The sequence below is a fragment of the Rhizobium sp. BK661 genome (assembly GCF_024808825.1).
Taxonomy (GTDB): domain Bacteria; phylum Pseudomonadota; class Alphaproteobacteria; order Rhizobiales; family Rhizobiaceae; genus Rhizobium.
In genome coordinates this window covers 14,577-27,912 of record NZ_JANTYT010000011.1, presented here as the reverse complement: position 1 = coordinate 27,912, position 13,336 = coordinate 14,577, and the positions used below count along the sequence as shown (strand labels likewise).

Annotated in this window: 11 protein-coding genes and 2 pseudogenes; 5 read left to right on the top strand and 8 right to left on the bottom strand. The window is 58.0% G+C overall.

Annotated features, from left to right (window positions below):
• Nucleotides 1-26 precede the first annotated feature (26 nt).
• The 3 genes from hemA to FHX16_RS20720 form a co-directional block, all read right to left on the bottom strand.
• Nucleotides 27-1,241 carry a 5-aminolevulinate synthase gene (hemA, locus tag FHX16_RS20730; protein ID WP_183863871.1) on the bottom strand — a complete coding sequence of 405 codons (1,215 nt, stop codon included), beginning with the start codon at nucleotides 1,239-1,241 and terminating at the stop codon, nucleotides 27-29.
• A gap of 381 nt (nucleotides 1,242-1,622) precedes the next feature.
• Complete coding sequence (locus tag FHX16_RS20725) at nucleotides 1,623-1,808, bottom strand: hypothetical protein (protein ID WP_183863870.1); 186 nt, start codon at nucleotides 1,806-1,808, stop codon at nucleotides 1,623-1,625.
• Between the two features lie 162 nt (nucleotides 1,809-1,970).
• Nucleotides 1,971-2,786, bottom strand: a complete 816-nt coding sequence (locus tag FHX16_RS20720; RefSeq protein ID WP_246712671.1) for an AraC family transcriptional regulator — start codon at nucleotides 2,784-2,786, stop codon at nucleotides 1,971-1,973.
• A 720-nt stretch (nucleotides 2,787-3,506) separates the two neighbouring features.
• Between FHX16_RS20720 and FHX16_RS20715 the strand changes: the two genes are divergently transcribed.
• The 4 genes and pseudogenes from FHX16_RS20715 to FHX16_RS20700 form a co-directional block, all read left to right on the top strand.
• Complete coding sequence (locus tag FHX16_RS20715) at nucleotides 3,507-3,857, top strand: hypothetical protein (RefSeq protein WP_183863868.1); 351 nt, start codon at nucleotides 3,507-3,509, stop codon at nucleotides 3,855-3,857.
• Nucleotides 3,858-3,982: 125 nt separating this feature from the next.
• Nucleotides 3,983-5,194, top strand: coding sequence for an NO-inducible flavohemoprotein (gene hmpA / locus FHX16_RS20710; RefSeq protein WP_183863867.1), 1,212 nt, complete (start codon nucleotides 3,983-3,985; stop codon nucleotides 5,192-5,194).
• 95 nt (nucleotides 5,195-5,289) lie between these two features.
• The gene (locus FHX16_RS20705; protein WP_259130138.1) at nucleotides 5,290-5,748 is read left to right on the top strand and encodes an Rrf2 family transcriptional regulator; all 459 of its coding nucleotides are present in this window, start codon (nucleotides 5,290-5,292) and stop codon (nucleotides 5,746-5,748) included.
• A gap of 252 nt (nucleotides 5,749-6,000) precedes the next feature.
• Nucleotides 6,001-6,176, top strand: a pseudogene (locus tag FHX16_RS20700) (DUF5131 family protein); the annotation flags it as partial.
• A gap of 91 nt (nucleotides 6,177-6,267) precedes the next feature.
• Here FHX16_RS20700 and FHX16_RS31620 read toward each other — a convergent pair.
• A pseudogene (locus FHX16_RS31620) lies at nucleotides 6,268-6,372 on the bottom strand (hypothetical protein); the annotation flags it as partial.
• A 444-nt stretch (nucleotides 6,373-6,816) separates the two neighbouring features.
• On the opposite strand from FHX16_RS31620, the gene FHX16_RS20695 reads away from it, so the two are divergent.
• A complete protein-coding gene (locus FHX16_RS20695; RefSeq protein ID WP_183863865.1) occupies nucleotides 6,817-7,302 on the top strand; it encodes a hypothetical protein in 486 nt (161 codons plus the stop codon).
• 669 nt (nucleotides 7,303-7,971) lie between these two features.
• Here FHX16_RS20695 and FHX16_RS20690 read toward each other — a convergent pair.
• The 4 genes from FHX16_RS20690 to FHX16_RS20675 all read right to left on the bottom strand — a co-directional run bounded on the left by FHX16_RS20690 (nucleotide 7,972) and on the right by FHX16_RS20675 (nucleotide 13,167).
• Entirely contained in the window at nucleotides 7,972-8,481 is a 510-nt protein-coding gene (locus tag FHX16_RS20690; protein WP_183863864.1) for a VOC family protein, read from the bottom strand.
• Between the two features lie 93 nt (nucleotides 8,482-8,574).
• A complete protein-coding gene (locus tag FHX16_RS20685) occupies nucleotides 8,575-11,082 on the bottom strand; it encodes an ATP-binding cassette domain-containing protein (RefSeq protein ID WP_210296736.1) in 2,508 nt (835 codons plus the stop codon).
• Between the two features lie 73 nt (nucleotides 11,083-11,155).
• Nucleotides 11,156-12,223, bottom strand: a complete 1,068-nt coding sequence (locus FHX16_RS20680) for a substrate-binding domain-containing protein (protein ID WP_183759146.1) — start codon at nucleotides 12,221-12,223, stop codon at nucleotides 11,156-11,158.
• Nucleotides 12,220-13,167, bottom strand: coding sequence for an ABC transporter permease (locus FHX16_RS20675; protein WP_259130132.1), 948 nt, complete (start codon nucleotides 13,165-13,167; stop codon nucleotides 12,220-12,222). The genes FHX16_RS20680 and FHX16_RS20675 overlap by 4 nt, the downstream gene beginning before the upstream one ends.
• Nucleotides 13,168-13,336: the final 169 nt, after the last annotated feature.

The window sequence follows — 13,336 nt, the reverse complement described above, 5'->3', positions numbered from 1 at the left end:
ATCGCACGCTCAATAACGAGAGGAGATCAGGCGGCGGCGACGGAGAGCGCACACCGCGCCCAGAGCGACCCGAGCGCATCGACGAGATGGGCGATGTCGGCGTCGGTGTGTAGCGGCGTGGGCGTGATCCGCAGGCGCTCGCTTTTCCGAGGGACTGTCGGATAGTTGATCGGCTGCACGTAGACGCCGAAGTCGCGGACGAGGATGTCTGATACCCATTTGCATTTGGCGGCGTCGCCTACCATCACCGGGACAATGTGGCTGGGATTACCAAGATGCGGGATACCGTTGCGGTCGAGCAGGACGCGCAGCTTGCGGACGCGATCCTGGTGACGAGCTCGTTCGAACGGGCTGACCTTTAGATGCCGGACAGACGCGAGTGCTCCCGCCGCGACGGCCGGCGGTAACGCTGTGGTGAAGATGAACCCGGACGCAAACGAGCGGACGAAGTCGCAAAGCGCCGCCGACGCCGCGATATAGCCGCCCATCACGCCGTACGCCTTCGCGAGCGTCCCCTCGATTACGGTCAGACGGTCCAACAATCCCTCGCCTTCGGCGATGCCGCCGCCGTGCGGCCCGTACATCCCGACCGCGTGGACCTCGTCGAGATACGTCATCGCACCGTACTTGTCGGCGAGATCGCAAATTTCCCTCACAGGGGCTATGTCGCCGTCCATCGAGTAGACGGACTCGAACGCGATCATCTTGGGCGCGCGAGGGTCGGCCGTGCGCAATCTTGCCTCAAGGTCGGCGAGGTCGTTGTGTCGCCAGACAATGCGCTCGCATCCGGCATGGCGAATGCCTTCGATCATCGAGGCGTGGTTAGAGCCGTCGGAGAAGATGATCAGCCCTGGTATCTGCGACCCAAGCGTCAAAAGGGTTGCCCAATTGGACATATAGCCGGAATTGAACAGCAGCGCCGACTGCTTGCCGTGCAGGTCCGCGAGTTCGCGTTCGAGAAGGACGTGGCAATGATTGGTGCCGGAGATGTTGCGCGTGCCGCCCGCGCCTGCGCCGGATCCATCAATCGCCTCCTTCATGGCTGTGGCGACCGCCGGATGCTGTCCCATCCCGAGATAGTCGTTGGAGCACCAGACGGTCACATCCCGTGACCCTCCGGGCAAGTGCAAGGTCGCGCGCGGGAACGATCCGCTACTGCGCTCGAGGTCGGCAAAGACCCTGTATCTGCCCTCATGGCGGAGGCCTTGCAGCCGCTCGCTGAAAAACGCCTCAAAATCCATTCTCCGCTCCCTGGTTTCCATTTGATGAGAGGCTGACTTTAGGCGCGGCCCGAAGAGGTGGATGGAAGGGACCGGCCCTGCTTTGCCTAATCCGGCCATTGAAGGCGTACGGTCGAAGCGATCTTTGCCGCCCGCCCGAAGACCGGTGAGCGGCGCGATGTCCATGGCAAGATGGGTGAGGTTCTCAGTCGGTCGACCTTGTCGGAGCCCTCCGAATCCCAGATTGGACTCCGGCATTTGCGGAAATTCGACGTTGTGGGAACGGGTCGATCTGTCCATTGTGCCCCGGGCCTGTGAAGGTGTCCGGGGCATAGAAGACAATGTGCTGGCCCCAGTAGGGGCGTATGACCACGGCCACCGACACCGCAAGTCCAGCCGGTATTAGCATTTGATCGCCGAAAGGAAGACCGTTTCGCGGCGCCCGTCGGAGGCGACGGCCACCAAAATCGCCATGATCGGACCGTGGCCGATCAGGTCCGTCCGGCCGAAGGGATAGACGGCTGCCGTGAAGATCACCAGCAGCGCGATTGCCGACAGCCTCCGGACCAGGGGTGTCCAATGGAGCAAGAAGAGGGACGGTGGGTCCGCTGAGTTTTGTCATAATCTCCTCTTGCGACGGACCAGCGTTCGCGCCGTGGCAGTGAGGCTATCCCTCGAACCGGGGTAAGTTATTGCCGGATTTGGTCAAGCTGTGCTGAATCGGGCCACGGGACGGGCGGACATCCCAGATCACCGTGCGTTCGCACGCCGCCATGCGCCTGGGCTGTTTCCGGTGATTGCCGTGAACACGCGCGTGAAATGGCTCTGATCGGCAAAGCCACATGCGAAAGCCACCTGTGCCAAGTTGAATTCTTCGACAGCTAGCAGCCGCTTCGCGTGGCCTACGCGGCACTGCGTCAGCCATTGATGCGGCGAAAGACCTACCGACTGTCGGAATGCTCGGGAGAAATGTCGAGTCGAAACACCACACTCACCCGCAACCAGCGCGAGCGGTAATTGATCACCAAGGCTCGCGCCGATCATTTCCTTCGCCCGCTTCTCCTGCCAAGGCGCGAGTCCACCCCGAGTAGTTTCGCTCTTCGGCAGCATGCCGCCGTAACGCGTGGCGACATGAATTCCTATCGCCAACATTACGTGGTCCATAAAGAGCACGCTCGCTTCGTTTGGTCGCTCAAAAAACGGCAGCAGACCGGCCGACATATACCTCATCACGGGGTCGTCGCTCGCGACCGCAGGACTGTAACGAAGCTCGTCGATGCGTGGCGCTCCCGCTTCCTCGGAGATTGCGTTCAATGCCTCACGCGAGAAGTAATAGTGGACAGTGTGGAAGGCGTGGTTGAGGAGAAACGTCGGCTTTCGCTTGAGGTCGTAGATGATCGTCTCGCCCTGCCCGATAGCCGATGATTTAGCGGCTATGCCCCCCTCCCAATAGAGGTACTTGGGACAGTTAACGAGATAGTGCCCCACCATGAAGGCATCTTCTTCTTTTGGCGGATTAGATAGCTCGAAGCTTGGATTGTCGTACCGCAATTCAGTGACGGCCAAGGTGGACTTTCGAAGCCCTCTGCTCACATAAGACGCGGCCTGCGCACCAAGGCGCTGCCCAAATCCGTCTCCGTAGCCCCCACTCCCCGACATCCAGACACCATCGATCGCATGCTGAAGCCCGGATGATATGACAATCAACGTGGGATGCAACGCGGCAGAGGTATCATTCTGCTTGCTATCTCAGAGTGCGATTGCTGAAAATGCTCGCGACCGCTTAGCGCAGATGCCACGCTCGACTATTGGCGCTCAGCGCCCCTTCCCGACACAGCGGCACTATCAAGACTGCATCGAGAAATCTAATCAAGGTGCTGGTGTCAATGCACTAACCATTCAGCTTTATCTTCAAGCCGGCGTTCTGGGCGGCATCGTGAAGCGGAAGTAGCAGCGATCGGTGACGGAGACGCAAGTACACCGGTCGGTGAAATGGCTCAACCAGCGCCCCTTGATCAGACGATTTTAGAAAGAGAAGATTGCAACATCGGTGATCAGCGTGACCTTAGATTCGGATCGCGGGAGGATAGGCACCCTCCGACCCGCCGCAACCATCCTCAGGTATAGTTGTGCCCCGCGCGGGAAAAGCGCACAAACCATGCAGCAAGTGCATTTGGCTCTCCTCCCAGTAGCCACGCGTTTGCTGTTCCCCTCTGGAGGTTTAAACCTCACAATTAGGGCCCTGGTCTTCCGAGGCCCTCTTTTTTTCCACGCCGCCCGCTGTAGATGTCCAGCCCCGTCAACCTGACGAACCGCTGGTCAAACGCCCACATCGCCGATGTCGCGGACCTTTACGTTCTCGCCTTTCATAAGGCAGAGGCGGGAACGTTCATGTATGTCGAGAGCGGAGAGGAAGAACTCGGCAATGTCGTTCGGGCAATCGCCGACCGCCTCGCCCTCGGTGCCGCATCCCCGATTTCGCGAGACAGCGCGATCGAGACCTGGGGACGCGAGATGGCCGTCCTCACTCGCGGTTCGAACAGTCGAGTTCGGGGCCGCATAGCCAGGGAGCGCCTGGGCTGGCACCCTAAGCATCAATCAATCACGGATTGGATCAGGGCAGAAATGCCACGATAGCCGCTTGGTCCCCTCAACGTGCCGCTGCGACAGAACGGCACACGAACTAAAACATATATTGCAGATGTATCTTTAAGCTCGTAAATCTTCGCCACCGGCCAATCACAGCCAGAACGGAGATCAGCATGTCGGAACCATTGAGCGAGAAAACCAAATCGATCGTCAGAGCTACGGTCCCAGCGCTCGTAGCCCGCGGGACGACGATCACAGCAGCGATGTACAAGCGCCTGTTCGCGGACCCTGCTGTGAGGGAAATGTTCAATCAATCGAATCAAGGCGACGACGGCCGGCAGACAAAGGCCCTTGCCCACGCGATCCTCGCCTATGCACAGAACATCGACAACCTCGCCGCGCTCGGCCCCGCGGTCGAACGTATCGCGCAGAAGCATGTCGGTCTGCATATCTTACCCGAGCACTATCCTCACGTGGCGACCGCTCTGCTTGGTGCAATCAAGGAAATCCTGGGCGACGCCGCCTCAGACGACATCCTCGGCGCATGGAGCGAGGCATTTTGGTTTCTGGCCGACATCCTGATCGGCCGTGAGAAACAGATTTACGATTACCTCAAGGCCTCCGAAGGAGGATGGAACGGCTGGCGTCAGTTCAGGGTGGCGACGAAGCGCCCGGAAAGCGACGTCATCACCTCGTTTGTTCTGGAGCCTGTGGACGGCGGCCCAGTCGTCGGCCACAGGCCGGGACAGTACCTGACCTTCAAGATTTCCGTTCCCGGCTTACCACCGCAACGCCGCAACTACAGCATTTCGTCCGCTCCGAACGGTGAAACCTATCGCATTTCGGTCAAGCGCGAGGACAATGGGAAGGTCTCCAAACATCTCCACGACGTCGTCGAGGAAGGCGACCTGATCGAGGTCGCGCCACCAACCGGCGACTTCCATTTGCCCGAACGCCCCGAGCGTCCGGTCGTCCTGCTGAGCGGCGGGGTCGGCCTTACACCGATGGTCAGCATGCTTGAAACTATTGTCGACAGCGGCGTCGAACTTCCGGTCCACTACGTACACGGCGCACAGGACGGCCGCGTCCACGCGATGGGTGACCACGTTCGCAGGCTATCCGACGGCCGCCCCCATGTCAGAACGGCGATTTTCTATGGCGTACCACACGAAGCCGATGAACACGGCGTCCACTTCGACCACCACGGCTATATCACCGTCGACTGGCTTGCGGCGAACACGCCTTTTGCCGAGGCGGACTTTTACCTATGCGGGCCAAAGGCTTTCCTCGCAGCGTTTGTGAATGGCCTCGCGAAAGCAGGCGTGCCTCCGGAACGCATCCACTTTGAGTTCTTCGGGCCGGCCGAAGAACTTGCCGCCGCCTGAGATGTTGCGGGGAGGACATGAATGCCCTCCCCGCAATTGATACATTGAGGAGGCATCTTATAATAAGGGAACCTTCCAATCTCGAGTGTTCGAACATGCGGTTGACCGTCTATTCCGACTACGCATTGCGGTTGATGATGTATCTCTCCCTCAACAGGGAACGCCTCTCGACAATCTCGGAGATCGCCGACGCCTATGACATCTCGAAGGCTCACCTCATGAAGATCACACATGAGCTTGGTCTCAAGGGGTTCATCGAGACGGTGCGCGGTCGCCAAGGCGGCATGCGACTCGCGCGCGACGCTTCGACGATCGGTGTCGGCGAAATTGTCCGCGCGTCCGAGCCCGATTTCGCGATCGTTCCATGCATGGAAGAAGGTGCCGAACGCGTGTGCGCAATCCAGCCAGCTTGCGTACTCAAACGGGCGCTCGCCTCCGCAGCCGCTGCTTTTCTCGATATCCTCGATGGATACACGCTTGCAGACTTGACTAAACCATCGGCCCCACTGCGAAGCCTGCTAGCGTTACCCGAGGCGCGTTTAACGACGGCATGAGGCGTTGAGAGGTGAGCGATACTTTTCTCCTACATTGACCAAACCCGGTTGACCGTTCCGAAGCTACCGCTGCTACCTTATCGGCAAGAATGCGCCAACAGCGGTCATCACCGAAGGAAAAGCTCGGCCGACAGCGTGATCCCCGGCTGGCGGCAAACGTGCTGAGGCCACACAGCTCCGATTTCACCCTGTTTTACCAGTTTCTTTACCAAACGTGATACAATGCGGGTGAGATAAGGAGCTGGTGATGAAATCGAATGGACGGATGCAACCTGGAACCCGGTCGCGGGGTGCTCAATCATGAGCGCCGGGTGCACGAATTGCTACGCAATGCGGCGGCACGTCTTGAAGCAATGGGGCTGGAGAATCGGCCAAAGTGGACCGGTGCTCTCTATCTGGATGAGAACGCCCTACAAATCCCCTCGGCTTAGTCCAAACCCAGAAATGTCTTCGTAAACTCAAGGCGACAGCCGCGGCATACTGGTCCGGATAGGATCTCACTATGATGACTGGTTGGTCGATCCCACCTTCCCTCAGCCGTCGAAGAAGTTCAATTCCAGACATTCCTGGCATCCGGAGATCGCTGAGAATGCAGTCGCATGTGAGATAGCCCTTGCTGGACATGAAATCTTCGCCTGAACCATACAGTTAGCCGCATAACCCAGCCGACGCGAGCATATCCTCCAACGCGACGCGAAAATTCCGGTCGTCATCAATTATAGCGACGATCTTCGCGGGGAGCCAGGCAATCGTTGGCAACCTATGTTGAACCGGATGCAGAGAATTTGATCGCAGGGAAATGCTGAGATCGAGGCATTAGCGGGCCGCAGAAGGGTGTCCTTGGGCAAAGGCTTATCCCGTTCGCACAGGGAGACACCGCTGGCAGCGTTTCCACCATAAGGGCGTCCGCATTCAATGCGAACCAAGATACACCATAGGCTGCAAGTGAATCGGTGAGAGGCTGCGCCAGCAAACGATCTGATTCTTCAGTGTAAGTCTCCGCCAAGAGGCACAGTTCGTGTTGACAACTACGGCAACAATCGGTTGTGTCGTGTCATGGAGGCGTGAATGCGGGCGCACTTCGTCGGAATTTTTGGCCTTTTGACTCTACTTGGATCGATTGCCTACGGGTCTTTCGCCCACGCTGGCTCTTTGGATGAAGACGCCTTCAAGAAAATCCCGATTGGCAAGGCTACCAAGTTTTCGAATCTACCATCTTTTGAAGCAATTTGCCTGCTTCAGCCCTACCAAGATCGATTGTACTCAAAAGATGCGGTAGCCGTCAGGGCGAACAAATATCTCGCCGCGAACAACTATTCGTCAGACGAGGGCCACTTCGCATTTGTGCTCGTTGGGAAGGAGGAAATCGAGATTGCGTCGTTCAAACGTTCTCAGAAACTAGGTGTCTTGGCAAAGCACGAAGTTTCCACGGCAGTCGACGAGATGTTGCCGAAGGGTTTTGCTCCGCTCGACTGCGCAAGTGGTGAATCCGCAGTTTTCGTGACGGTTGGCCTTCGAGCGAGAACCTACGTGGTGCTTGGCGAGCTGCACTAGGCACTCAATCGGTGGCGCGTTCCGGTAATTTTTGATCCGATTGGGATATGCCGCAGATGCCCGCCCGCGATGTCGTCGGGCGACAGGCTCGGCGGGTGGATGTATCGGCGGGTGTTTCGCTGCTCGCCTGAGCGTCTCGGCGGCAACGTAGGCCGCTTCGGCTGCCGCCGCTAGATCGTAGCGGGCAGACATCGACCTTCGGCCCAAAAGGTGTGGATATTCGTGCGTAGATTTCCGACTGCGTTCAGAGGTCTTGTATCAAGCGAACTGCCTCGTTCCAAAATTCCGCCGCCACCCCTTAGTCTCCGCACTCTTTGGACTGTGCTAGCCTACCGCAAGCCTCCACAACGGATCTGTGCCAAACTTGCTTCACCTCAGTAGCTCGCGATTCTCCTTACGGTGCTCGCTCGTTTACGCGTCGTCAATGAGAGTCCCGTCTCTGGGCCGCCGAGGCTATCAAGCGCCGAGATCACCTGTGAAGTCGGCAGCATGACGAGCACGAATGGGGAATGGCGGCAGGACAATTCGCGTTGCCGCCGCCCCGCCCACGCTCGGAACCCTCAGCGACTATCCTCTGTCGGCGTAGGTGCCTCAATTGTCCTGTCTGTACGCAATAAACTTGTTAAGCGGCAAGTGCGCGCGGAAGCAGGGTTGCCCCGGGTCTGACAGTCAACTCAGCTTCGCCCGCCATAGACGCTCTGGGGTGTCAGTCTCATAGGCAAGCTTGTCGAAGCTCGCGACTTCCAAGATTAGTCCCCAGGGAGCGCGGAAGTAGATCCAGTTGAAACCTGCCAACGGCCCCGCCTCTACAAGATTTGGCCCGTCGAGCAGATCGATGCCTAGCTCCTTCAATCTATCGGCGGAGGCGTGCACGTCTTCGACTTCAAAGCACAAATGTACGCAGCCTACTTCCGACGACCTTTTGGGGGGCGATGCGGACTCGCCCTCGTATTCAAACAGTTCGACGCTGGTCCCATTGCCGCAGCGGAGGAAGACCAAGTCACGGATCTTGGAGTATTTGGCAGCCCCGAGCTTATTTTCCATGAAGTCTTGATCAACGTCGAACGGTCCTGTTCGGAATACTTCGATCGCCCCGAAAACGGCTTGGAAGAACCGTATTCCCTCCTCAATATCCGGCACGGTGATGCCTATGTGATGCATGCCGTAAACTTTCGTCAATGCCATTCCTCCGAGTCTCGAAGAGCGCAAACAGCTTCCGCTGCTATGGTGTGGGCGACGGCTAGGAACTCGTCGCGAGGAAGCCGCCTGAAGTCAGGTCGTGCGTCTCCGCGCAGTGGAGTAGATGAGCGCGGCGGCGACGATCAGAGCCCCTTGGAAAAGATACTGGTAGGTCTGCGTCAGGCTCAGGAAGGTCACGGCGCTGAGCACTTCGGTCAGCAGCACCGCGCCCATGACCGTTCCGACGAAGGTGCCTCGTCCACCAGCCAAGCTGGTTCCTCCGAGCACCACGGCCGTAATGCTCGAGAGCGTGTAGGCGACGCCTTGGCGTGGGTCGCCCACCCCGATCTGTGTCATCAGCATGACCGCTCCCAGGCAAGTCAGCATCGAGCAGGCGATGTAGCCCGCCACATAGGTCAGATCGACGCGAATACCCACACGGCGTGCCGATTCCTCGTTCGAACCTACTGCGCGCAGACGTCGTCCGGCTCTCGACCGTCTCAAGGCAACCTCTCCACCAAGAGTAACCGCTACCAGCACTAGGAAAGCCACAGGGAACGGCCCAACCTGCCAGTTGATCCAATCTGTGACCGTGGAGCTGATGTAGCCGTCGGGATTCTCGCGGAGCAGGAAGCTTAAACCTTGGATCGCGATATACATGGCAAGGGTGGCGGCGATCGGCGTGAAATTGGCGAACCGGATCAGAACCCCGTTTACGGCTCCGGTTAGGAAAGCTCCCACAGCCATCAGCGCAAATCCCAAAGCCATCGTGATTATGGAGACTTCCTCGGTCACAAAAAACGACGCGACCACGACAAGAAAGCCAGCCAGTGGTCCCACAGAGAGATCAATACCCCCCATGAGTAGAGCGATGGTCTGCCCGAGAGCAATGAAACCCAATGCGGTTGCCAGGAGAAGAATGTTGGAGATATTGTAGGCCGACAGGAAGTTGTCGTTCTGACTGTTAACGAAAAGTCCAAGCAGGATGGTAACGAGAACCAGGGGCACCATCGGTGCCATGTCGGATTCCAGGAAATGCTTTAGCCGCGTAAGGGATTTCGGCACTTTCGTGCCTTCCGTACCGATGTCGTGCCCCTCAGCCCTTACTGCTGCGGCAACGATCCGTTCTTCGGTAATCTCCTCGCCAACCAGAGTATCAACGACCTGGCCGCGCGACATTACTATTACCTTGTCGCATAGACCCTCGAGTTCCACTGCGTCAGATGAATTCACGATAACCGGCGTGCCTGCCTCCGACACGCTTCTAAGGATTCGATAAATTTCGAAACGGGCTCCGACGTCTACCCCCTGGGTCGGCTCGTCGGCGACAACAATACCCGGTTCAGACAACAGCGCTCGCGCCATGACGACCTTCTGCTGGTTCCCGCCAGACAGCGATTGGATAGACGCTTCGAGCCCAGGCGTCTTGACGGCAAGATCACCGAAGATTGATCTGACTTTTCGATGCTCCGCGCTGCTGCTTAGGATTCCGGCTGTGGCAAACTTCTCGAGAGCTGAGAAGGTCGCATTCTCCCGAACTGTCAGCCCGCTTGCCACGCCTTCGAGATGGCGGTCGGACGGCATAAAAGCAGCCTCGTCCAACAGCTCTTTCTGGGCAAGCTGCCGCCCGTGCAGACTAATCGTTCCTTGCGTGGGCTGCAGGCCCGCGAGCGCGCGCATCAACTCCGACTGACCATTGCCGGAGACACCAGCGACGCCCACTATCTGCCCGCGCGATACGCTGAAGCTCACATTGTTGAACCCCTCGCCACTCAAACCTTCGACATTGAACACTGACGAGCGATCGGCACCCTGTGATCTTGGAGGAAATGCGGCTTCAAGCGTGCGTCCGACGATCATGTTGACGAGTTCGCCATCTGCAATCTCGCTGACCTTCGCAGCTCCGCGAACACGTCCGTCCCGCATCACGGTAACTCGGTCTGCGATCTGACGAATTTCGGCCAGGCGATGAGTTATGTAAATGACCGAGGTGCCATTCTGGGCTGCTGTCCGGATGAGACCGAAGAGCATCTCCGTAGCCTCCTGATCAAGGGAAGCGGTCGGCTCGTCCAGGATCAGGAGTTTCGGGTTGACGGAAATCGCTTTCCCGATTTCGAGCAAGTGTTTCTGCGCTACGGTCAGGTGATCGGCGCGCATGTTGAGTGGCAATTTCAGCGCCACAGATTGCAAAGTCTGTTCGGCCAGGTCGCGAGTGGATCGATGCCGCAGGATTGAAGCGGGCAGAGCCACGCTCAAGTTTTCCAAAATTGAAAGATCGTTGAGAATGGCGGGATGCTGAAAACAAATGGCGATGCCAAGGGAAGCTGCGGCATCAGGTGTCATCTGGGGAACACGTTGCCCCTCGAAGATTATCTCCCCTTCGCTTGGTTGAAGGGTACCAGCGATAATATTCATCAAGGTCGATTTGCCTGCGCCGTTCTCTCCGAGAATGGCGTGGACCTCTCCCGGTCTGAAATCAACATTGACATCTCGTAGCGCGGGAATCCCGGCAAAATATTTCGAGATCCCAGTCAGTCGGATGGTCTCTTCGAAAGATGTCAGCGGGAGTGTTTCATATGCATTCATTTCTACTGCTGCCATGGTCAAACGATCCAATTCTGAAGGATGGACCTGCCTGAGGCTGCTGCCGCGAGCAGGTCCAAGAGTCGATTGGCTACTTGCCAACAGCCTTGGCCTGCTGCTCCGCGGGAAGCTCCGAAGACAGGTAGATGGCGCCAGGCAGGTCCTTCTTGCACTGGACAGGGTTCGGTTTACCGGAGACCGAGTCTTCGAACTCTGGTGCCTTGAACGTCTCGTCCTTCGGCGGCGTGCCGTCGGTTGCCAGAGCCACGGCCCACTGAACCGCCAACCTGACGTTGTCATTGCCCGTTGCGACCGTGAACAGCTTGAAATCCGGGTTGCTGTCCTTGTTCTCCTGCCAGAAGCAACCGAGTGAATTTCCATCAGAAGTAGCGAGAGCCGGAACTGATTTTCCCTGCTTTGCGAACAAGGGCAACGCACCGACCAGGGACGGCCCGAAGTCCGAGATGATCACGTCGATCTTCTTGTTTTTGGCAATCTCTGCCGTGAGAACCTTCTGCGTAAGTGCCGGATCCCAATTCGTGACTGCGAAGGGCTCCTGGTTGACGAAGACATATTCCTTGCCAAGAACCTTCTTGAGACCCTTCAGCTCGTCCAAGCCTTGGCTGTTTCCAGCCGGTCCGCTGAGAAATAGGAGGTTGCCGCCGTTGGGCAGCACCGACTTGATCCACTTGCCCCAATTCTCACCGTCGTTTTCGAACGACGCACCGACGAATTTGGAGTAGTTCTTCCCATCCTTTCCTCCGACCGCTACGCGGTAAGGAACGACAACTTTCCCGGATTTGAAGACACTGGTGAGGGCCGGCAAGACGGCAGGGCCCGCGTCACCGAATACGACAAGTGCATCCACGCCCTTCGCGGCCATGCTCTTGATGTCGGAGATGGCCTTCATTGTATCGCCCTGGCCATCGGCGTATTCGTACTTGGTAATGCTAGGGCACAGCTCCACGGTCTGCTTGCCGGAAGCGGTTGTCACCTGGCGCCAACTGTTGCCGCCATAACCGTCCAGTAGCGCCAATGTCGCCTTCTTCGGACCGCACCAGGATGGCATCTCCGCCATCGCCGATCCGGCCATCGCCAAACCACTGAGTGCGGTCGTCAATGTCAGTCCCAGTGATGTTGCAAGGGTCTTATATTTCATTTCGCGTCCTCCACTTTTGTTGTTGAAGTCGTTCCACCTTGGCTTATCGACCAGCGGATCGAGTAAACCGCGATACCGAAACCCAGAGCGAGCGCCTGGATGATTGTTTGAGCTGAGAACGGTACCCCGACCGTCAGTGCGAATTGGCTCAGATGGTTCAAGAAAAATGCAGCAATGACAGTTGAGATCGGGAAGCCTCGTCCGCCCAGGAGCGAGGTCCCCCCGAGTACCACCACAGCGACTGACGGCAGCAGCAAGCTGTCTCCCTGGAAAGCGGTGGGCTCGCGCGTGATCCCCGCAATGAGAGTCCCTGCCATGCAGTAGAGGAGCTGCGCGTAAACGTATGCCATCATCTGGTGAAGTCGTACGTTGAGACCTGCTGCTCTGCCGGCCAATGGATTGGCCCCGATGGCCTCAAACCTGCGGCCAGCTACGGTCTTCTTCAGCACGAATGTGACGAGGATCATCGCACCTAGGGCAAAGAACACCGAGTTCGGTAGACCGAGCGTCTCGCCGCCTGCGATTTCGGCCAGAAGCTCGGTGGTGATAGATGGAACTCCACCCGACACCGCGAAGACCGCACTGTAAAGGAGCGCATTGGTACCAATGGTCGCAATGATCGCGTTCAGCCTGAAGAGACTTACGAGCGCCCCGTTGAGGATGCCTGCAGCAACGCATATCCCCGCGGAAAGAAGCACGGCCTGGTAGAGAAGACCATCATCTTGTTGCGGATAGTGCGTGGCGATGACGACAGCCAGTGAAACGGACCCGGCAAGCGAGAGATCGAAGCCCCCCTGCTGCACCACAAGCAACTGCCCCAGGCCCACCATGGCGATGATCGCCGCAAAAGGGAGGCTTCCCGAAAGGGCGCCGATCGAAAGGCTGCTTGGTGCGAATAGAGCGCATAGTACGATAAGCACGAGCGTCGAGAAAACGACCGTCACGAAATTTCGCGTGAAGGGAATCCGCAAAGTGGTCTCCTTGGGACGGCCGATGTGGGCAATGGACGAAGCGTGGGGCATTTCAAGGTTCTCGCTCAGAAAGTCACAGTGCTCCCGGCGGGCCTCGCGGCGGTGAGCCGGGCCCGATCGGTCTGGTTAGCAAAAGAGAGGA